This window comes from Bradyrhizobium sp. SPXBL-02 (genome assembly GCF_051853065.1).
In the GTDB taxonomy this organism is placed as follows: domain Bacteria; phylum Pseudomonadota; class Alphaproteobacteria; order Rhizobiales; family Xanthobacteraceae; genus Bradyrhizobium.
Window position 1 is genome coordinate 8,056,461 of sequence record NZ_CP182474.1, and the last position, 19,335, is coordinate 8,075,795.

Below are 19,335 nucleotides of genomic sequence, written 5' to 3' on the forward strand. Positions count from 1 at the left end.
CCTTCAGGGGGAGCGTCGCATGATCGATAGACGAGGCCTCGTTGCAAGCGGAATTATCTCGGTGCTTGCGCCGCGATCGGTTAGAGCGCAGAGATCAGGAAAGGGATGGCGAGTTGTTTTCTTTTCGGTTGCGGCTGGCCCGAACCCTCTTGCCGAGTCCCTCAGGCAAGGATTGAAGGAGTTAGGTTATAGTGAGGGGCGCAACATTTCTATCCAATACCGCTGGATGGCGGGGCATGAGAGCGAATATGACGACGTAGCGCGCGAGTTGGTCCAGAGTGAGCCCGACGTGATTGTCACGGCTGGCCATCCGCCAGCTGTTGCTATCAAGAAGGCTACGGCACAGATACCAATCGTCGCGCTTGCCGTCGTTAATCCCGTAGGAGGTGGACTCGCTGCCAGCATCTCTCATCCGGGTGGCAACTTGACTGGCTTTTCTTTGGAGGTCACGCCGGAAACAAACGCTAAAATGCTCGAGCTTCTGCACGAAGCAGCCCCTAAACTCACTCGAATTGGCGCGCTTTGGAATTCTGGCAACCCCGGCAGCCGTTTCTATCTTGATGCGGTAAAGCAGGCAGCACAACTGCAAAAGCTTACTCTCAGCGCTTACGATGTGCGCCGAGCGGAGGAGATCGACACTGTATTCCGTTCACTTCGCGGAAACGTTGAGGGACTCATTGTTTTTCCAGAAGGGCTACTTTGGACGTATCGGCGTAATATCGTTGATGCTGCGCGGGAGGCACAACTAGCGGCAATTTTTGGTTATCGCGATGCGGCCGAAATGGGAGCGCTCATGAGCTACGGCCCCGACCTCGTCGACCTGTTCAGGAGAGGCGCAGCATACGTCGATAAGATCATCAAAGGCGTCAAACCTGCCGAGCTTCCGATTCAACAGCCGGCAAAGTTCGAGTTGGTGGTCAATGTCAAGACCGCTACTGCCTTGAACATCGTGATTCCACCAACGTTGCTCGCCCGTGCGGATCAGGTGATTGAATAAACGTATTGTCGTGCCGTCGAACTAGTCCGCTTCTGGCCCCTCAGCGAGATTGCCGCTTCTCCGAAAGTATGGGGCCGGCGGCCAGCCCCTTAGTGCGTACACGGCCTAGATCCCAGCGCCCGGATCACCGGCCAGGCCGCGAGCGCGGCGGCGAGATGCTTGAGCGTGTGGCCCGAGACCATGTGCCCGGTCGCTTCGAACACGGTCACATCACCCAGCTCGAAAAGCTTGGCGATCACATAGAAGACGATCACGCCGCCGAGCGGCACGCCAAGCGCGCCGGGCCGGGGACGCGTCAACGCGAGCCCCACGGCGAGCGCCATGCCGCCGAACTGCGCGATCACCCATGGCGCGAGATTCTCGCGTGCGACCCAGGCAGCTAACAGGCCCGCGATCATGGTCAGCACCAGCACCGCTTCGCCTGCGCGCGTGCTGATCCGCTCGCTGGCGGCGATGCCGAGAAATCCTGCAAACGCGACCGCCATGCCCAGACGATCGGCGACGAGCCGCTGCGGCATGTCGGGATCGAGATGATAGAAGCCTGAGCCCAGGCACGTGAGGATCAGACCCACGAAGAACCAGCTCGCACCGACTGGCGCATCATGGCGGGCCCGCAGCCGCTCCGAGCCCCAGACGCCCATCGCGAGGAAGGCGAGATTGCTCAGCACATCGCCGGCGTTGGGCACGCCGAGCCAGGTGCGGTCGTCGACGAAATGCGGGATGTGCCAGGCGGAGGCGGGCAATGCGGGCGCAAAGAGCGCAGCCAGGATCAGGATGATGAATGCAGCAAGCAGGTATTTTTCGCGGGCTTGCAACGCGCCCAATACAAATCGGCGGGACACTGAAGGCAGCCTGGCAGTGGCCGCTTGGGCGGGGTCATCGGCGTGCAACATGCGAGGCTCCAGCTGATTGAACAAAGTTCATTATTTGTAGCCGCGGAATGAACAATGTTCAATAGAGTTTGTGCGCAAACTTTTGTGCGCGAAAACCCCATTGAAATCGTTGGCGTTTCGGGAGGCGCCGTAGGCTGGGCAAAGCGACTTGTCCGCCGTAGCTCGAAGAGCGAAGGCGGAACCGTGCCCACCAAACCCGCTTTACGATCGACATTCGTGGGCACGGCGCTTCGCGCCTTTGCCAACCCTACGAGACCGCGTTAGCGACGCTACTCCGCCCCGATCTCCGCGACGATCCGTCCCGTCGTCACCTGCTCGCCTTCGGCGACGTCGATCGCGCTGACCACGCCGTCGATGCCGGCCTTGTGGACGTGCTCCATCTTCATCGCTTCCAGCGTCAGCACCGGCTGGCCGGCGGTGACGCGGTCGCCGGGCTTGACCAGCACGGCGACCACGCGGCCGTTCATGGCGGCGCGGACCTTGCCGTCGCCGCCATTGCTTGCGGCCGCTTTTGGCGCGGCGAGGGTGAGATCGGTGACCGCGAGCGGGATGCCGCGGTGCTGCAGGTAGAGCCGATCGCCGTCGCGCAGGAATTTTGCGCTGTCCATCACGCCGGCGCGGCGGAAGCGGATGCTGTCGGGATCGAGCTGATCAATTTCGAACTTCTCCTGGCGGCCGTCGGTAATGACCGTGTAGCTGCCGTCGCGTTCGCGCCTGATGTCGAGCTCCAGCGTCTGGCCGGCAATCTCGATTTTCGCCGGCAGCGGAAAAGTGGCGGCGAGGCTCCGCCCGTCCTGCCAGGACGGTGCACGCGGGTTGGTGACGTAGAGCAGCAGGCCCGCCAGCGCGGTCTCGAATGCCGCGTCCGCGCGCGGCGCCAGCAAGTCATCGCGATGCGTGCCGATGAACGCCGTCGTCGCCTCGCCCTTGGCGAAGCCGGGATGACGCAGGCAGGACAACAGGAACGCCTGGTTCGTGGTTACGCCGAACGCGGTGAGCTGCTCGAGGCCGACGATCAGCCGTCCCCTCGCCTCCTCGCGCGTGGCGCCGTGGCTGATCACCTTGGCGATCATGGAATCGTAGAACGGCGGGATCTCCGAGCCCGATTGCAACGCGTGCTCGACGCGGATGCCCTCTGGCACCTGCCAGCGCGCCATGCGGCCGGACTGCGGCATGAAGTCGTGCCCGGCGTCTTCCGAGCAGAGCCGGACCTCGATGGCGTGGCCGGAGAACTTGATGTCCTGCTGCTTCACCGGCAAGGGTTCGCCGCGCGCAACGCGCAACTGCAGCTCGACGAGATCGAGCCCGGTGATGGCCTCGGTCACGGGATGCTCGACCTGGAGGCGCGTGTTCATCTCCATGAAGTAGAACGCGCCGCCTTGGTCGAGCAGGAATTCCAGCGTGCCGGCGCCCTCATAGCGCAGCGCCCTAACCGCTGCGACCGCAACCTCGCCCATCTTCGCACGCAGCTCCGGCGTGACGGCGGGCGACGGCGCCTCCTCGATCAGCTTCTGGTGGCGCCGCTGCACCGAGCAATCGCGCTCGCCGAGATGGATGGCGTTGCCGTGGCCGTCGCCGAACACCTGGATCTCGATGTGGCGAGGGTTCTGGATGGCACGTTCGAGGATGAGTGTGGCATCGCCGAACGCGGCCTTCGCTTCCGACCGCGCGCTGCGCAGCGCATCGGGGAACGACGCCGCATCGGTGACGAGTCGCATGCCGCGTCCGCCGCCGCCGGCGACCGCCTTGATCATCACGGGAAAGCCGATCGTTCTGGCTTCCGCGAGCATGACCTCGTCGCCTTGGTCTGCGCCCTGATAGCCGGGCACGATCGGCACGCCGGCTTTCTTCATGATCTCCTTGGCGCCGGCCTTGTTGCCCATCGCCTCGATCGCCTGCGGCGACGGGCCGATGAAGACGAGGCCGGCTTCCTTGCAGGCGCGCGCAAACTCCTCGTTCTCGGCGAGGAAGCCATAGCCGGGGTGAACGGCATCCGCACCGCTGGCCTTGGCCGCGGCGACGATCGCGGGAATGTTGAGATAGGATTGCGCCGGCAGGGCTTCGCCGATGCGCACGGCCTGATCGGCCTCGCGCACATGGAGCGCATCGCGATCGGCATCGGAATAGACCGCGACGACGCCAAGGCCGAGGTGCCGCGCACTGCGCATCACGCGCAGCGCGATCTCGCCGCGGTTGGCGACCAGGATCTTGAAGAACGGCCGCTGCTGCACTGATCCGTTCCTCATGGGCGCGCCACCGAGAATTGCATGCGCTGGGGCGTGCGCGCATCGCCCTCGCGGCAGATCGCGAGCACCTCCGACAGCACGGCGCGGGTGTCGCGCGGATCGATCACGCCGTCATCGAGCACGCGGGCGCTGGTGGAGAACACATCCATCTGCCCGTCGAACACGCCGATGATCTGCGCCTTCATCGCGTCCAGTTTGTCTTTCTCGATCGGCTTGCCGCGGCGCGCCGCGGCGGCCTCGGTCACGATCGCCATGGTCTCGGCCGCCTGCTCGCCGCCCATCACCGCGGTCTTGGCGTTGGGCCAGGAGAAGCAGAAGCGCGGATGGAAGCCGCGGCCGCACATGCCGTAATTGCCGGCACCGAACGAGGCGCCGCAATAGATGGTGATCTGCGGCACCGTCGCCGACGTGACCGCCTGGATCATCTTGGAGCCGTGCTTGATCATGCCGGCCTCTTCATAGGCCTTGCCGACCATGTAGCCGGTGGTGTTGTTGAGATAGAGGATCGGCGTGCGGGTCTGGCAGCAGGCCTGGATGAAATGCGTCGCCTTGTTGGCGCCGGCGGGATCGAGCGGGCCGTTGTTGGTGATGATGCCGATCGCCTGGCCCTCGATGCGGGCATGGCCGCAGACGGTGGCCGGGCCGTAATTCGGCGCCATCTCGGTGAAATCGGAATCGTCGATGATGCGCGCGATCACCTGCTTCATGTCGACCGGGCGCTTGTGGTCCATCGGCATGATGCCGAGCAGCTCGTCCTGATCGTAGCGCGGCGGCTTGAACTCTGGAGCCGCCCTGCCCGGCCGCTCCCATTCCATCGCCGCCATGATCTCGCGCGCGATGCGAAGCGCGTCGCGATCATCCTCGGCGAGATAATCGCCGAGGCCGGAGATTTGCGTGTGCATCTCGGCGCCACCGAGCTCCTCCTCGGTCGCGATCTCGCCGGTCGCGGCCTTCAGCAGCGGCGGCCCTGCAAGGAAGGCGCGGGTGCGGCCGCGCACCATGACGATGTAGTCGGAGAGACCGGTTTGATATGCGCCGCCCGCGGTGGACGAACCATGCGTCACGGTGACGACCGGCAGGCCGGCGGCCGAGAGCCGCGCCAGGTTACGAAAGATGTTGCCGCCACGGACGAAATCCTCGACGCGATAGCGCAGCAAATTGGCGCCGGCGCTCTCGACCAGCTGGACATAAGGCAGCTTGTTCTCCAGCGCGAGCTCCTGCACCCGCAGCGTCTTGTCGAGGCCGTAAGGCTGCAGCGCGCCGGCGTCGATGCCGGAATCGCTGGCGCTGACCATGCAGCGGATGCCCGAGACGAAGCCGATGCCGGCGATGACGCCGCCGCCCGGCACGCTCTTGGTCGCATCCGGCACGTCGAACATGTAGCCGGCGAGCGTCGACAGCTCGATGAAGGACGCGCCGGGATCGAGCACCAGCGCGACGCGCTCGCGCGGCAGCAATTGGCCGCGCTTGTGGAAGCGGTCCTTCGCCGCGGCCGAGGCCGCGCGCGTGCGCTCTTCGAGCGCGCGCATGCGGTCGATCAGCCCGAGCATGCCGTCGCGATTGGCGTGGTAGCTGGCGCTGCCGGGGGAAATGGTGTTTTCGAGAATGGACATGACTTGATCCTGCTCGTCATTGCGAGGAGCGAAGCGACGAAGCAATCCAGGCTGCTTCCGCGGAGAGATTCTGGATTGCTTCGCTCGCAATGACGGGTGAGGCGATACCTACCTGTTCGTCCCAAAGATCTTCCGCGCCTCGGCCGGTGACGCGATCTCGCGGCCGGCGCGCCTTGCGCAGGCGGCGACGGCTTCGATGAGCTGGCCGTTCGACGTCACCTTCTTGCCGTCGGCGAGGTAGAACGTGTCCTCGAGGCCGGTGCGCAAGTGACCGCCGAGCTCGGCACAGCGCTGGTGCAGCGGCCAGATCTCCTCGCGGCCGATGGCGGTGACCTGCCAATGCGCTTCGGGACGCTTCAGCTTGATCAGGATCGGCAGCAATTCAGGGTCGGCCGGCATGCCGGAGGCGACGCCCATCACAAAGTTATATTCAAGCGGGCCCTTGTACATGCCGACTTGGGTGTACATCCCGACGCAACGCACGATGCCAACGTCGAAGCATTCGAACTCGGGAATGGTGCCGACGGCGTTCATGACGTCGAGATAGTCCTTCACCTTCTCGACCGAATTGTCGAACATCATCGGCGGCCAGGCCCAGCTGTTGTCGGCCTTCACCTTCAAATAATTCAGCGAGCCGGCATTGCAGGCGGCGATCTCCGGCCTGGTCTCGCGAATGCAGTCGAGCGCGCCGGCGTAGTTCGGCCCCGACACGCCCGAGGTGTGGTTGATGATCACGCCCGGGCAGGCTTCGCGGATCGCCTGCTGGATCTCCTTGCTGACCGCGACCTCCCAGGACGGCAGATGTCCCTTGCCCGGCGCCTGCTGGCGCAGATGGATGTGCATGATGGACGCGCCGGCCTCGAACGCAGCCTTGGCCTCGCGCGCCATCTGCTCGGGCGTCACGGGCACGTTGTGCTGCCTGGGGTCGGTGAGCACGCCGTTCAGCGCGCAGGTGATGACGGCCTTGTCGCTCATGCGTTCAATGTCTCGCACGTTGAGAATTCAACGCTGGCGATCATGTGCCGCGCGACATGCGGCTTCTTGCGCGGAGAAGCTGGGAAAGGAGATCCGTAGGGTGGGTTAGCCGAAGGCGTAACCCACCTCTTTGATCTTCGCAGAGACAGAATTGGTGGGTTACGCCTTCGGCTAACCCACCCTACGAAGCTACGATGCCTCCGCCATCCGCACCGTCTCGGTGCTGCGATAGATCGCAAGATCCCGCGAGCCGACGAAGATCGCGCGCGGCTTGAGGCCGTAGAAGCGGCGGATCGAGTGGCTGAAATGCGTGGAATCGGGATAGCCGATGTCCTGCGCGAGATGGGCGAGGTTGAGATCCTGGTTGGCGAAGTGCAGCAGATGCCGCGCGCGCTTCCAGGCGCGGAAGGAGCGGAACGAGATGCCGGTCTCCTCCTTGAACAGATGCAGGAAGCGCGAGGCCGAGAGGCCAGCTTCCGCGGCGCAGGTGTCGGCCGTCACCGGCTCGCCGGAGAAGCGCTCGATGCGGGCCACGGCGCGCGAGATGCGCGGGTCGAGCACACGGCGCGGCAGCGCCTCGCCGAAGCACATCTCGTCGAACTCGGCGGTGGTGATGTCGCCATAACGGCGCTGGCGCAGCAGCGCATAGGCGGCGAGGATCTTGCGGGCATAGGCGGCCCGATCGGGCCCGGTCAAGCGCACGGCCAAGGCTTCGATCACGCCATCCGGCATGCTCTCCGGCTCCAGCGTCACGCTGATCACGGTACGATAGTCGCTGGCGATGGAATGCCGCTGGTTCGGCAGGGTGACGAACAGCTCGCCGGTGGCGAGGACGTCGTCGATGGTGAGGTGCAGATTGCCCTTCACCGCGACATAGACGTGGCAGCAACCGGGGGTCCGCTTGCGCGGACGGCCGAGCAGGCCCGCATAAAACACGCGCTCCGGCGTGATCAGCATCAGATGGTCGGATTCGCGACCGTTATATTCCATTGGGTTCCTCCTCGCGCGGCTCTCTGGCCGCTGCGGACGGAGGTCACCTTAGCGGAAATTTGGGCGCTGTCACGGTAGGATAGCGCTGTCATAAAAACTGCGCTGTCGTTCCGGGGCGCGCAAAGCGCGAACCCGGAACCTCGAGATTCCGAGTCGATGCTGCGCATCGCCCCGGAATGACGGCCCTGGAACCTACGCCCTCACTCTTGGCGCGATATTCTGCTCTTCCCCGGCCTTTTGCTCCGCAGCAACGGCGCGCTTGTAGCCGTCGCGCTGCTGCAGGCGGGCCCAATAGGCTGCGACGTTTGGCCCGAAATCCTTGGCAAGCCCGATATTGCTCGCGAGCCGAAGCGCGTAACCGATGACAATGTCCGCAGCGGTGAAGCGGCCCGCGCACAATGTTTCGGCATTCGCCGTCGCTGCCTCAACGGCGCGCAGTCTCCCCAAGAACCATTTCGCGTAATCGGTGGCGACCTGCGGGTTGCGGCGCTCCTCCGGCTCGAGCTGGGTGTATCTCAGCACCAGCGTTTGCGGGAAGGTTAACGTGGCGTCGCTGAAATACATCCAGTTCAGGAACGTGCCATAGGCGGGATCTTCCAGGCCGACCATCAACGGCGTCGGGCCGTATTTGGTGCCGAGGTAATGGCAGATGCCCGAGGATTCCGTCATCCTGGTCTCGCCGTCGATCAGGAAGGGAATCGTGCCGAGCGGATTGATGCCGAGATAATCCTTGGCGAAGACGCGCGGCGGGAACGGCAGCATCTTCAATTCATACGGCAGCCCCATCTCCTCCAGCATCCAGAGCGGACGGAACGAGCGCGCGGCATCGCAGTGATAGAGCGTGATCATCAGGAATTTCCTTTGCTGCCAGGCAGCGTACCCATCATCTTGCACAGGACCATCAGCATGACCTCGTCGGCGCCGCCGCCGATCGAGGTCAGGCGGCTGTCGCGATAGGCGCGGCTGACCGGCGTCTCGTTGGTAAAGCCCATTCCGCCCCAATATTGCAAGCAGGCGTCGGTGAGCTCGCGCCCCAGCCGGCCGGCCTTCAGCTTGGCCATGGTCGCGAGCCGCGTCACGTCCTCGCCGGCGACCAGCTGCTCGCCAGCACGATAGATCAGCGCGCGCAAGAGCTCGACCTCGGTCTGCATCTCCGCGAGCTTGAAGTGCACCACCTGGTTGTCGAGGATCGACTTGCCGAACGCTTTCCGATTGCGCGTGTACGCGACGGTCTGGTCGATGATGTATTCGTGCGCCTTCAGACAGGCGGCCGCGCCCCACAAGCGCTCCTCCTGGAACTGGATCATCTGGTAGGTAAAGCCCTTGCCCTCCTCGCCGATCCGGTTGCGCTTGGGCACACGGACATTGTCGAAGAAGATCTGCGCGGTGTCGGAGGAGCGCATGCCCATCTTGTCGAGTTTTCGCGCAACGGTGACGCCCTTGCTCTTCATGGGGACGCAGATCAGCGATTTGTTGCGATGAACGGGACCGTCGCCGGTGTTGGCGAGCAGGCAGATCCAGTCGGCCTGGGTGCCGTTGGTGATCCACATCTTGCCGCCATTGATGACGTAATCGTCGCCGTCGGAGCGTGCCTGGGTCTTGATCGAGGCGACGTCCGAGCCTGCGCCCGGCTCGGAGACGCCGATGCAGGCGACGTAGTCACCGGAGATCGAGGGGCTGAGGAATTCGCGCCGCACCTCGTCGGAGCCGAAGCGCGCCAATGCCGGCGTTGCCATGTCGGTCTGCACCCCGATCGCCATCGGCACGCCGCCGCAGGTGATGGCGCCGAGCTCCTCGGCCATCATCAGCGCGTAGGAATAGTCGAGGCCGGAGCCGCCGAACTCGACCGGCTTGTTCAGGCCAAGGAAGCCGAGGCTGCCCATCTTCTTGAACAGCTCGTGCGCCGGGAAGATGTCGGCCTTTTCCCACTCATCGACGTGAGGATTGATCTCGTTGGCGATGAACTTTTGTAGGGAGCGGCGGATGTCGTCGTGGTCGGCGGTGAATAGCATTCTTTCCCCTTTGTCATTCCGGGGCATCGCGCAGCGATGAGCCCGGAATCCATTTCTCCACGGTGCATGCGGCCTGATGGATTCCGGGCTCGCGCTACGCGCGCCCCGGAATGACAGAAAGTCACAACCCCATCTGCCTGGACGCCAGATCCTTCATGATCTCCTCGGTGCCGCCGCCGATGGCGTTGACCTTGACCTCCCGGTAGATGCGTTCGGCCTTGATGCCGCGCATGAAGCCGGCGCCGCCGAAGATCTGCACGGCCTCGGAGGCGCAGAACGCCATGGTCTGCGTCGCCTGGTTCTTCATCATGCAGATTTCGGCGACCGGGCTCTCGCCCTGCTCGAGCCGCCAGGCCAGCATCTCCAGCATCGCTTGCGAGGCTGCCACCTTCTGCGCCATATCGACGATCTTGTGGCGGATGACCTGGTGCTGCGCGAGCGGCTTGCCGAAGGTTTTGCGTTCCTTGGCATAGGCGATCGCCTCGTCGAGGCAGACCCGCGCGAAGGCGGTGCAGCTCGCCGCCATGCCCATGCGCTCGCTGTTGAAATTCTGCATGATGATCTTGAAGCCCTGGCCCTCCTCGCCGATCAGGTTCTCGGCGGGCACGCGGCATTCGTCGAAATGCAGCGTCGCGGTATCGGAGGCCCACCAGCCCATCTTCTTCAGCTTGGTCCTGGACAGGCCGGGCGTGTCGCCCTCGATCAGGAGCAGGCTGACGCCGCCGGCGCCCTCGCCGCCGGTGCGCACCGCAACGGTCAGATAATCGGCTCGCATCCCTGACGTGATGAAGGTCTTCTCGCCGCTCACGACGTAGTGATCGCCGTCGCGCCGCGCGCGGGTGCGCAGGTTCGCGACGTCGGAGCCGCCGCCCGGCTCGGTGATCGCCAGTGCGGAGATCTTCTCGCCGGCCAGCACCTGCGGCAGCACCCGCGCCTTTACCTCGGCCCGTGCGGCCCGCGCGATCGGCGGCGAGCCGATGGTGTGGCTCATCAGGCTCGCGCTGACACCGCCCGCGCCAGCGCGCGCAAGCTCCTGGCTCGCCACGATCTTCATGAACTGGTCGGCGGAGATGCCGCCATATTCTTCCGGGAATCCAAGTCCCAGCAGGCCGATTTCGGCCGCCTTGCGATAGAGCTCGCGCGGGAATTCGCCGGCTTCGTCCCACTCATGGGCGAAGGGCGCGATCTCCTTCTCGACGAAGCGCCGCATCACGTCGCGGAACGCGTCGTGCTCGGCGGTATAGAACGGGCTCTTCATCGCGGGACTTGCCTCGAACGGATTCGTCCCGGCCACCATGGCTGGAACCTTGGCCGCTCACTTGCGCGGAGTGGCTGATTGGAGCGGGACGCTTCAAGCAAGGCAGCAAGCCAGCAACTCAACGCAAGACGATTTTCACCGCTTGCAGGCCAACTCTGGCGCAAAAAAACGCTGCTGCACAGACTCCGGCTGACCCAGGGCCAGGCCGGGCATGGTGCGCAAGCAGCAAGAAAGCGGGCGGCACGAGGCCGTCGAGGGAGACGTCTTTGGCCGTTCGCTATTACGACTGGATCGCCCATCATGCCCGCCGCGCGCCTGACAAGGTCGCGGTCGTCGACCTCGCGAGCGAGCGCCGCTTCACCTATTCGCAGCTCGATGCCCGCGTCTCACGCCTCGCCTCGTTGCTGCGCCACACGCTCAACGTCTCGCGCGGCGACCGCGTCGCGGTGCTGGCGCTGAACACGACCGATACGCTGGAGGTGCAGTTCGCCTGCGGGCGGCTGGGGGCGATCTTCGTGCCGCTCAACACCCGCCTCACGGTACCCGAGCTTCAGTTCATCACCGCCGACTGCGCGCCGAAGGCGATGATCCACGATACTGATCTGGCCGAGACGGCGCTCAGCGTGGCGAAGCTCTGCAACGTTGCGACCAGCCTGCTGCTTGGTCCGGGCGGCAGCTATGAAGCCGGCATCGCCGCCGCAAAGCCGCTGGCGCGCGCCGAGGACGTGACGCTCGATGATGTCTCGACCATCATGTACACGTCGGGCACGACAGGGCATCCGAAGGGCGCGACCATCACGCATGGCATGACCTTCTGGAATTGCGTCAATCTCGGCGGCCCGGCCTGCATCGGGCCGACCTCGGTGCTGCTCACCGTGCTGCCGCTGTTTCACACCGGCGGACTCAACTGCTACACCAATCCCGTGCTGCATGCCGGCGGCACCGTGATGATCATGCGCGCCTTCGATCCCGGCACGGCGCTCGGCCTGATCAACGATCCCGCGCAGGGCATCAACGTGTTCTTCGGCGTGCCTGCGATCTATCAGTTCATGGCACAGCATCCGGCCTTCGCGACCACCGACCTCAGCCGGCTGATCGTCGGCGGTGTCGGCGGCGCGCCGATGCCGGTGCCGCTGCTGAAAGTCTGGGAAGCGCGCGGCGTCGCGCTGCAGCAGGGCTACGGCATGACCGAGACTTCGCCGGCTGTGCTGGTGCTCGACCGCGAGGATGCAGCGCGCAAGGCCGGCTCCGCCGGCAAGCCGGTGCTGCACACCGAGGTGCGTATCGTTCGCCCGGACGGCAGCGACGCCGATGTCGGCGAGCTCGGCGAACTCTGGGTCAAGGGCCCCAACATCACGCCGGGCTACTGGAACAGGCCGGAGGTGAACGAGACCTCCTTCACCGACGGCTGGCTGCACACGGGCGACGCCACCCGCGTCGACGAGGAAGGCTTCTACTACATCGTCGATCGCTGGAAGGACATGTACATCTCGGGCGGCGAGAACGTCTATCCGGCCGAGGTCGAGAACGTGCTGCACCAGCTCAACGCCATCGCGGAAGCTGCCGTGATCGGCATTCCTGATGCGCAATGGGGCGAGGTTGGCCTTGCCATCGTCGCGATCAAGCCGGGACACAAGCTGACGGAAACCGAGCTGTTCGCCCATTGCGCGGCCAATCTGGCGCGCTTCAAATGCCCGCGCCAGATCCGCTTCGTCGATGCGTTGCCGCGCAACGCCACCGGCAAGATCCACAAGCCGACCCTGCGCAAGGCGTTCTCGGCGGCGTCCGAAATCGACAAGAAGGTCGCCAACGCCTGATCGAAGCGCCCCTTGCGGGCGCTTTCTTGAGCGCATGTGGTGATCGACGTCTCGAGCGGCGCTCGACGATGCCCGCAAGCCTCAACGCGCCGGAAGGCGTGCTGAACGAGATCGAAGCGGCTATGCCGGCAGGAAGAGCGCGAAGGGCTCTTCCACCGTGCGACGCAGGTGCTTTCGGTACAGCTCATAGTTGGCATCGCCGGACGCGACCCGGCCCAGAGACGGCTTCGCAACGTTCCTGAGCGGCACATAGGCGATCGGCGCCGCGATCGGCGTGAGCTGCGACCCGGGCCCGGCGCGCAGCGTCGAGATGATGCCGTACATCTCGCCCGACACCGTCGGCCGCGACACCGTGATCACGCGGTGCTGGCCATGCTTGATGATGACGAGGTAGATGAAGCCGGACTGATGCGGGACGGCGACCTCGCCGGTATGTTCGTAGGCGGCATCGGTCCGATCGCCCTCGCGAAAGACCAGCGACGAGACCTTCGGCTCCCACGCGATCTCGGTGCGATAGGCGAAGATCGCATCCGTGTCGCCGAACGACGGCCGCAAGGTGATGTAGACGTCCTCGAGCCAGGTCACCGCGCGATGGGCATAGGAGCCGAGGCTGTCGGGCGCGACGTCGCTTGCGGCCGCGGGCGTCGCCACGACAACACTTTTGCGCAAGGAGACGCCGAGCGCCTGCTCCAGCCGGACGGTCGTCGCCAGCGTGAACGGGCGACGGCCGCCGAGCACCTTCTCCAGCGTCGACAGGCTAAGCTTGGCCTGCTCGGCCAGCGCCTGCCGGGAGATCCGCCGCCGGGCGAGCTCCTCGCGAATGGTCTCAGCGATCTCGCGGCTCTGCTCGTCCGAAAGCTGCTTGTCGGTGAGTTTGTCCTGCGTCTGCATCGTCAGCCCCGCTCCAGGAGGGTCACTCTAGCAGGGCGGACAAACCAGCACAAAACCGCACATGACCGCCCCGGCCGAAATGAGCCGGGGCCGGCCGCGGCGGAACATTGCCGATCATTCTGCTCGCGAAATGCCGCCCCGCCGGCGGATGCTGAAGGCTAGCAAACATGCTGCGGGAGCAACCCAAATGGACGCCTACGACACGGCCGACAGCGACGAACACCCCCTGTTGAGCCGGCTCATCAAGGTCGGACTGTTCCTTCTCGCGCAAGGCATCGCAGTGATGCTGGTCGCCTTTCTGGCCCTGCTGGTGAGTTTTGGCGCGGGCTGGTCGGCAACGGCCGAACAGGCCAGCCTGCTCCAGCCCGGCGAAGCACGCTCGGGCAGCCTGTTGCTGAAGCAGGACGGCGCCACCCTAGAGGCGATCCGCCTCGGGACCGATGTCGACATCACGGTGTCGGGCCCGACCTTGCGCGCCCGCGTCACGCAAGCATTCCGCAACCCGAGCAAGGATTGGGTCGAGGCCACCTATGTCTATCCGCTCGCGCCCGGCGGCGCGGTCGACACGCTGAAGATGGTGGTCGGCGACCGCGTCATCGTCGGCGACATCAAGGAACGGCAGCAGGCGCGCGTGATTTACGAGGAGGCGCGCCGCGCCGGCCAGAAGGCCGCGCTCACCGAGCAGGAACGGCCGAACATCTTCACCAACTCGGTCGCCAATATCGGCCCCGGCGAAACCGTGCTGGTGCAGATCGAGTACCAGGAGCCGGTGCATCAAGTCGGCAACGAATATTCTTTGCGCCTGCCGCTCGTGGTCGGACCGCGCTACAATCCCGCGCCGATCATCCAGAGCGTCGACTTCCGCAAGGATGGCTCGGGCTGGGGCGCGGCGACGTCGGACCCGGTGCCGGATCGTGAGCGCATCTCGCCCCCTGTGCTGGACCCGGCCCGGAATGCGCCGGTGAATCCGACCGGCATCACGGTACGCCTGCAGGCCGGCTTCGCGCTCGGCGAGGTCAAGAGCCACCATCACAACGTCAAGACGGAAAGCCCGGACAATGCGACGCGCGTGGTGACGCTCGCCGACGGTGCCGTGCCCGCCGACCGTGACTTCGAGCTGACCTGGAGGCCGGCTGGGGAGAAAGCGCCGTCGGTCGGCCTGTTTCGCGAGCATGTCGGCAATGCCGATTATTTGGTGGCCTTCGTCACCCCGCCGAGCGCCGAGCAGGCGACGCAGAAGCCGCTGCCGCGCGAGGTCGTGTTCGTGATCGACAATTCCGGCTCGATGGGCGGCACCTCCATCGTGCAGGCCAAGGCGAGCCTGCTCTACGCCCTCGGCCGCCTGCAGCCGAACGACCGCTTCAACGTGATCCGCTTCGACGACACCATGGACGTGCTGTTTCCGGCCTCCGTCCCGGCCGATGCCGCGCATGTCGGCGAGGCGACCTCCTTCGTCGGCGCCTTGCAGGCGCGCGGCGGCACCGAGATGGTGCCGGCGATGCGCGCGGCACTGACCGACAAGCTCGGCGACACCGGCATGGTCCGCCAGATCGTGTTCCTGACCGACGGCGCGATCGGCAACGAGCAGCAATTGTTCGATGCGATCACGACGATGCGCGGCCGCTCGCGTGTCTTCATGGTCGGCATCGGATCTGCGCCCAACACCTATCTGATGACCCGCGCCGCCGAGCTCGGCCGCGGCGCCTTCACCCATATCGGTTCCGTCGAGCAGGTCGAGGAGCGCATGCGCGGCCTGTTCGCCAGGCTGGAGAATCCGGCCGTGACCGGCCTCACCGCAAAATTCTCCGACGCCAAAGCCGACGTCACTCCGGCGATCATTCCGGACGTCTATCGCGACGAGCCCCTGGTGCTGGCGGCCAAGCTCGACAAGCTCGCAGGCTCACTCGAGATCAAGGGCCGCGTCGGCGACCGTCCGTGGTCGGTGACGCTGCCGCTGCAAAACGCCGCCGAAGGCAAGGGTCTGTCGAAACTCTGGGCCAGGCGCAAGATCGCCGATGCGGAGGTGGCACGCACCCTGCGAGAGATGACACCCGAAGACTCCGACAAGGCGATCCTGGCGCTGGCGCTCGACCATCAGATCGTCACGCGGCTGACCAGCCTCGTCGCGGTCGACAAGACGCCAAGCCGTCCCGAAGGCGCGCCGCTGAAGCTCAGCGAGCTGCCGATCAACCTGCCCGCGGGCTGGGAGTTCGAGAAAGTGTTCGGCGAGCGGCCGCATCTGACGCCGACACAGCTGCGCGAACGTCACGCCGATGCGCGCAATCAGCCGGCGGCGCGACGGCCGACGCCTGCCGCGCCCGACGCGATCCGTCTGCCCAAGACCGCAACCTCGGCCGAGCTGAAGATGCTCGCGGGTTTCATCCTGATCGTGCTCGCCCTGGTCCTGTTCGTGTTCAACCGGCGTCAGCCCTTGCTCACTGACACCGTTTGAGAGAGGAGCCCCCCGAACTCCTCTGTTAGCGCGCGCGGCTGCCCGTCCCCTCCAAACGGCCGCGCGCGCCTTTTTCTCACGGTCATTGCGAGCGCAGCGAAGCAATCCAGGCTGCCTCCGCGGAGAGACTCTGGATTGCTTCGCGGAGCCTGTCATCGGGCCGCGCTTCGCGCGGACCCGGTGGCTCGCAATGACGATCGTGGATAAAATGCCCCGCCTCATCTCTCCGCTGATCCTGGCGTTGATCGGCCTCATCCTGTTCGGCGACGGTGCCTACATCCATGCCAAGGCCTGGCTGGCGCAGGTGCTGCTGGAGCGGGCATTCGACCGAAGCGTTGCGACAAGGCAGGCGGTGAAGCCCTGGTCATGGGCCGACACCTGGCCGGTCGCGCGGATCGAAGTCAAGCGGATCGGCGCCAGCGCGATCGTGCTGGAAGGCACGAGCGGCCAGGCGCTTGCTTTCGGGCCGGGCCATGTCCAGCACACGGCTGAAGCGGGCGAGCGCGGGATTGCCGTCTATGCCGCCCATCGCGACACTCATTTTCGCTTCCTGAAAGATGTTGCCATGGGTGACGTCATCGATGTCACACGCAGCGACGGTCGACATTTTCGCTATCGCGCAGATTCCTCGGCCGTGGTTCGCTTCGATGCGTCGGGCATCGATCCCATGGCACAGGGTTTCGAGCTTGTTCTCGCGACTTGCTGGCCCTTCGATGCCGTCACATCCGGCCCCGAGCGCTACACCCTGCATGCAACATTGATTAGCGCCGACGGATAGATCGGACTGACACGCACCGATGCTCACTTCATTCCACCACACGGCATACCAGCCACACAGTTGCCAAAGGACTCGCCATATAACAGAGTGACGCGACACCAATAAGAACAACAGGTGAGGTCACGCCATGGAAGCCCATGTGTCTGCTGCATCCGCGTCCCGTCCATGGTCTCCGCCGCCCGATGCCAGCGACATCATCAAGGGTATCCATGCCATGCTGCACCCGCACAACATCGTGCTGGTGGGCGCGACCGACAAGCCCGGCAATTATGCCGAGCGCATCTGGAACAATCTGATCAAGTACGGCTACGAGGGCGGCCTCTATCCGGTCAATGCCAAGCGCGACGCCATCTGGGGCGTTCCCTGCTACAAGGACTTTGCGAGTCTTCCGGAGAAGCCCGATCATGTCCTGGTGCTGGTGCCTGCGCGCTTTGCCGTGCAGGTCATCCGCGACGCCGCCGCGGCCGGCGCACGTTCGGCCACCATCGTCACTTCGGGCTTCAGCGAGCTGCAGGATGACGAAAGCCAGAAGCTCGCTGCCGAATTGCAGGCGGCCGTGCGCAAGACGGGGCTCGCCGTGACCGGCCCGAACTGCCTCGGCAATTTAAGCGCCGGCGAAAAGCTCTTCACCAATATCGACGATCGCATCGTCACCATGGAGCAAGGCGCAGTCGCGATCGCCGGCCAATCCGGCGCCATCGTCATGGCGATCCGCCAGGCGCTGGAAGACCGGGGTGTCGGCGTCGGCTACATGGTGACCACGGGCAACGAGGCCGGACTCGAGACGCCGGATCTGATGCGCTATTTCGCCGAGGATCCGAGCATCAAGGTGATCGTCGTCTACCTCGAAGGCGTGCGCAACACCAAGGCCTTCCGCGACGCCTGCAAGGCAGCACGCGCGGCGAGCAAGCCCGTGATCGCCCTCAAGCTCGGCGCCTCCGAAGGCGGCCGCGCCGCGGCGATGGCGCATACCGGCGCGCTCGCCGGCTCGATCGAGACGTTCGACGCGATCGCGACGCGCGAAGGGGTGATCCGGGTCGGCGGCCTCGACGAGCTGATCGAGACCACTGAGTGCTTCGTCCACGCTGGCTTGCCCAAAGGCGACCGGCTTGCCGCCGTGACGCTGTCCGGCGGCAAGCGCGGCATGCTGATCGACGCCTTCTACGCCGCAGGCCTGAACTTCGCGCCGCTGAGCCCGCATGTCAGTGCGGAGCTCGCGAAGATGCTCGGCCCCGGCTCGATCGTCGGCAATCCGCTCGATGCCGGCTTCGCCGCGGTGGTCGATCCCTCCGTCTACATGAAGTCGATCAAGCTGATGATCGACGACCCCGATATCGACATCGTCATCGTCGATGCCGAGCTGCCGAAGGCGCCGCACGAGCTGCGCGAGCGCAACTTGCGCATCGTCAACGAGATGGCGAGCAGGGCGGGCAAGCCGGTGATCTATATCAGCGCGATGTCGATCGGCTTCACCGAGCACACCAAGGACTTGCGGAAGTCGCTGCCACATCTCGCGGTCATGCAGGGCATGGACCGCGCGGTGACCGCGATCAAGTCGCTGCTCGCTTACGCCAAGCTGCGCAAGGAGGTGCCCGACATCGTCTCGAGCTCGAAGCCCGCCGCGCGCGCCGTGCTGGAGAAGTCGCTGACATCGGCAACCGGCGCCGCGCTCGACGAGGTCGCCTCGAAGAGGTTGCTCAAGGCCTACGGCATCCCGATCTCGAAGGAGGCGATCGCACAGACCGCGGCGGACGCCGTCAAGATTGCCAAGCAGATCGGTTTTCCGGTCGTGGCCAAGGTCGTCAGCGCCGAGATCCTGCACAAGTCCGATATCGGCGGCGTGGTGCTGAACCTCAACAGCGCGGCCGAGGTGAAGAAGGCGTTCGCCGACATCACAGCGCGGGTCGCGAAACTCAAGGGCAAGCCGAAGCTCGACGGCATCCTGATCGCACAGCAGGTCAAGGCCGAGCTCGAGCTGGTGGTCGGCGCCTCGCTCGATGCCGAGATGGGCCCGGTCGTGCTGTTCGGCACCGGCGGCATCGACATCGAGCTGATGAAGGACGTCGCGCTCGCCGGCGCGCCGCTGGACGCAAGCGAAGCACGGCTCCTGATCGGCCGCACCAAGGCCGGCATCAAGCTGCGCGGCTTTCGCGGCAGGCCGGTCTTGCACGAGGCCTCGGCGGTGAAGGCGCTGGTCGGGCTGTCCAATTTGATTGCGGATGCGGGCGATCGCATCGCTTCGATCGACATCAACCCGTTCCTGATCAATGCCAGGACGGGCGTCGCCGTCGACGCGCTGATCGTGCTGAACAACGCCGCGGCGAGGCGGGCGGCGGGACACTGAGGTGCGTAGGGCGGATTAGCGCCAGCGTAATCCGCCAATCTACACGACTGCTGAGGCGAAAGCGGCGGG

General features: G+C 65.1%; 14 protein-coding genes. 5 read left to right on the top strand and 9 right to left on the bottom strand.

The window, feature by feature from the left end; genetic code table 11:
* Window positions 1-19 precede the first annotated feature (19 nt).
* Window positions 20-997, top strand: coding sequence for an ABC transporter substrate-binding protein (locus ACNJYD_RS37450; RefSeq protein ID WP_439364907.1), 978 nt, complete (start codon window positions 20-22; stop codon window positions 995-997).
* Window positions 998-1,086: 89 nt separating this feature from the next.
* On the opposite strand, the gene ACNJYD_RS37455 is transcribed toward ACNJYD_RS37450, so the two are convergent.
* The 8 genes from ACNJYD_RS37455 to ACNJYD_RS37490 all read right to left on the bottom strand — a co-directional run bounded on the left by ACNJYD_RS37455 (window position 1,087) and on the right by ACNJYD_RS37490 (window position 10,984).
* Window positions 1,087-1,890: a hypothetical protein gene (locus tag ACNJYD_RS37455; protein WP_439364908.1), complete on the bottom strand. Its 804-nt coding sequence runs from the start codon at window positions 1,888-1,890 to the stop codon at window positions 1,087-1,089.
* 269 nt (window positions 1,891-2,159) lie between these two features.
* Window positions 2,160-4,136: an acetyl-CoA carboxylase biotin carboxylase subunit gene (locus ACNJYD_RS37460; RefSeq protein ID WP_439364909.1), complete on the bottom strand. Its 1,977-nt coding sequence runs from the start codon at window positions 4,134-4,136 to the stop codon at window positions 2,160-2,162.
* Window positions 4,133-5,749, bottom strand: a complete 1,617-nt coding sequence (locus tag ACNJYD_RS37465) for an acyl-CoA carboxylase subunit beta (RefSeq protein WP_439364910.1) — start codon at window positions 5,747-5,749, stop codon at window positions 4,133-4,135. The genes ACNJYD_RS37460 and ACNJYD_RS37465 overlap by 4 nt, the downstream gene beginning before the upstream one ends.
* Before the next feature lie 108 nt (window positions 5,750-5,857).
* The gene (locus tag ACNJYD_RS37470; protein WP_439364911.1) at window positions 5,858-6,724 is read right to left on the bottom strand and encodes a 3-keto-5-aminohexanoate cleavage protein; all 867 of its coding nucleotides are present in this window, start codon (window positions 6,722-6,724) and stop codon (window positions 5,858-5,860) included.
* Between the two features lie 189 nt (window positions 6,725-6,913).
* On the bottom strand, window positions 6,914-7,714 hold the full coding sequence (locus ACNJYD_RS37475; RefSeq protein WP_212255903.1) for a helix-turn-helix domain-containing protein: 801 nt from the start codon (window positions 7,712-7,714) through the stop codon (window positions 6,914-6,916).
* Window positions 7,715-7,906: 192 nt separating this feature from the next.
* A complete protein-coding gene (locus ACNJYD_RS37480) occupies window positions 7,907-8,563 on the bottom strand; it encodes a glutathione S-transferase family protein (RefSeq protein WP_439364912.1) in 657 nt (218 codons plus the stop codon).
* The gene (locus ACNJYD_RS37485; protein ID WP_439364913.1) at window positions 8,563-9,726 is read right to left on the bottom strand and encodes an acyl-CoA dehydrogenase family protein; all 1,164 of its coding nucleotides are present in this window, start codon (window positions 9,724-9,726) and stop codon (window positions 8,563-8,565) included. The genes ACNJYD_RS37480 and ACNJYD_RS37485 overlap by 1 nt, the downstream gene beginning before the upstream one ends.
* Window positions 9,727-9,847: 121 nt before the next feature.
* Window positions 9,848-10,984: an acyl-CoA dehydrogenase family protein gene (locus tag ACNJYD_RS37490; RefSeq protein WP_439367559.1), complete on the bottom strand. Its 1,137-nt coding sequence runs from the start codon at window positions 10,982-10,984 to the stop codon at window positions 9,848-9,850.
* Window positions 10,985-11,250: 266 nt separating this feature from the next.
* Here ACNJYD_RS37490 and ACNJYD_RS37495 point away from each other — a divergent pair, with 266 nt between their 5' ends.
* Window positions 11,251-12,801, top strand: a complete 1,551-nt coding sequence (locus ACNJYD_RS37495) for an acyl-CoA synthetase (protein WP_439364914.1) — start codon at window positions 11,251-11,253, stop codon at window positions 12,799-12,801.
* A 120-nt stretch (window positions 12,802-12,921) separates the two neighbouring features.
* Here ACNJYD_RS37495 and ACNJYD_RS37500 read toward each other — a convergent pair whose 3' ends face one another.
* Window positions 12,922-13,692 carry a helix-turn-helix transcriptional regulator gene (locus ACNJYD_RS37500; protein WP_439364915.1) on the bottom strand — a complete coding sequence of 257 codons (771 nt, stop codon included), beginning with the start codon at window positions 13,690-13,692 and terminating at the stop codon, window positions 12,922-12,924.
* Window positions 13,693-13,879: 187 nt separating this feature from the next.
* Here ACNJYD_RS37500 and ACNJYD_RS37505 point away from each other — a divergent pair, with 187 nt between their 5' ends.
* From ACNJYD_RS37505 to ACNJYD_RS37515, 3 genes are all read left to right on the top strand, one after another.
* A complete protein-coding gene (locus ACNJYD_RS37505) occupies window positions 13,880-16,144 on the top strand; it encodes a marine proteobacterial sortase target protein (protein ID WP_439364916.1) in 2,265 nt (754 codons plus the stop codon).
* A 208-nt stretch (window positions 16,145-16,352) separates the two neighbouring features.
* Window positions 16,353-16,922 carry a class GN sortase gene (locus ACNJYD_RS37510; protein WP_172788915.1) on the top strand — a complete coding sequence of 190 codons (570 nt, stop codon included), beginning with the start codon at window positions 16,353-16,355 and terminating at the stop codon, window positions 16,920-16,922.
* 127 nt (window positions 16,923-17,049) lie between these two features.
* A complete protein-coding gene (locus ACNJYD_RS37515; RefSeq protein WP_439364917.1) occupies window positions 17,050-19,266 on the top strand; it encodes an acetate--CoA ligase family protein in 2,217 nt (738 codons plus the stop codon).
* Window positions 19,267-19,335: the final 69 nt, after the last annotated feature.

Coding starts and splice junctions, on each gene's coding strand:
- ACNJYD_RS37450 (WP_439364907.1), top strand. CDS start 20: ATGATCGATAGACGAGGCCTCGTTGCAAGCGGAATTATCTCGGTGCTT.
- ACNJYD_RS37500 (WP_439364915.1), bottom strand. CDS start 13,692: ATGCAGACGCAGGACAAACTCACCGACAAGCAGCTTTCGGACGAGCAG.
- ACNJYD_RS37490 (WP_439367559.1), bottom strand. CDS start 10,984: ATGAAGAGCCCGTTCTATACCGCCGAGCACGACGCGTTCCGCGACGTG.
- ACNJYD_RS37470 (WP_439364911.1), bottom strand. CDS start 6,724: ATGAGCGACAAGGCCGTCATCACCTGCGCGCTGAACGGCGTGCTCACC.
- ACNJYD_RS37485 (WP_439364913.1), bottom strand. CDS start 9,726: ATGCTATTCACCGCCGACCACGACGACATCCGCCGCTCCCTACAAAAG.
- ACNJYD_RS37475 (WP_212255903.1), bottom strand. CDS start 7,714: ATGGAATATAACGGTCGCGAATCCGACCATCTGATGCTGATCACGCCG.
- ACNJYD_RS37465 (WP_439364910.1), bottom strand. CDS start 5,749: ATGTCCATTCTCGAAAACACCATTTCCCCCGGCAGCGCCAGCTACCAC.
- ACNJYD_RS37510 (WP_172788915.1), top strand. CDS start 16,353: ATGCCCCGCCTCATCTCTCCGCTGATCCTGGCGTTGATCGGCCTCATC.
- ACNJYD_RS37480 (WP_439364912.1), bottom strand. CDS start 8,563: ATGATCACGCTCTATCACTGCGATGCCGCGCGCTCGTTCCGTCCGCTC.
- ACNJYD_RS37460 (WP_439364909.1), bottom strand. CDS start 4,136: ATGAGGAACGGATCAGTGCAGCAGCGGCCGTTCTTCAAGATCCTGGTC.
- ACNJYD_RS37505 (WP_439364916.1), top strand. CDS start 13,880: ATGGACGCCTACGACACGGCCGACAGCGACGAACACCCCCTGTTGAGC.
- ACNJYD_RS37515 (WP_439364917.1), top strand. CDS start 17,050: ATGGAAGCCCATGTGTCTGCTGCATCCGCGTCCCGTCCATGGTCTCCG.
- ACNJYD_RS37455 (WP_439364908.1), bottom strand. CDS start 1,890: ATGTTGCACGCCGATGACCCCGCCCAAGCGGCCACTGCCAGGCTGCCT.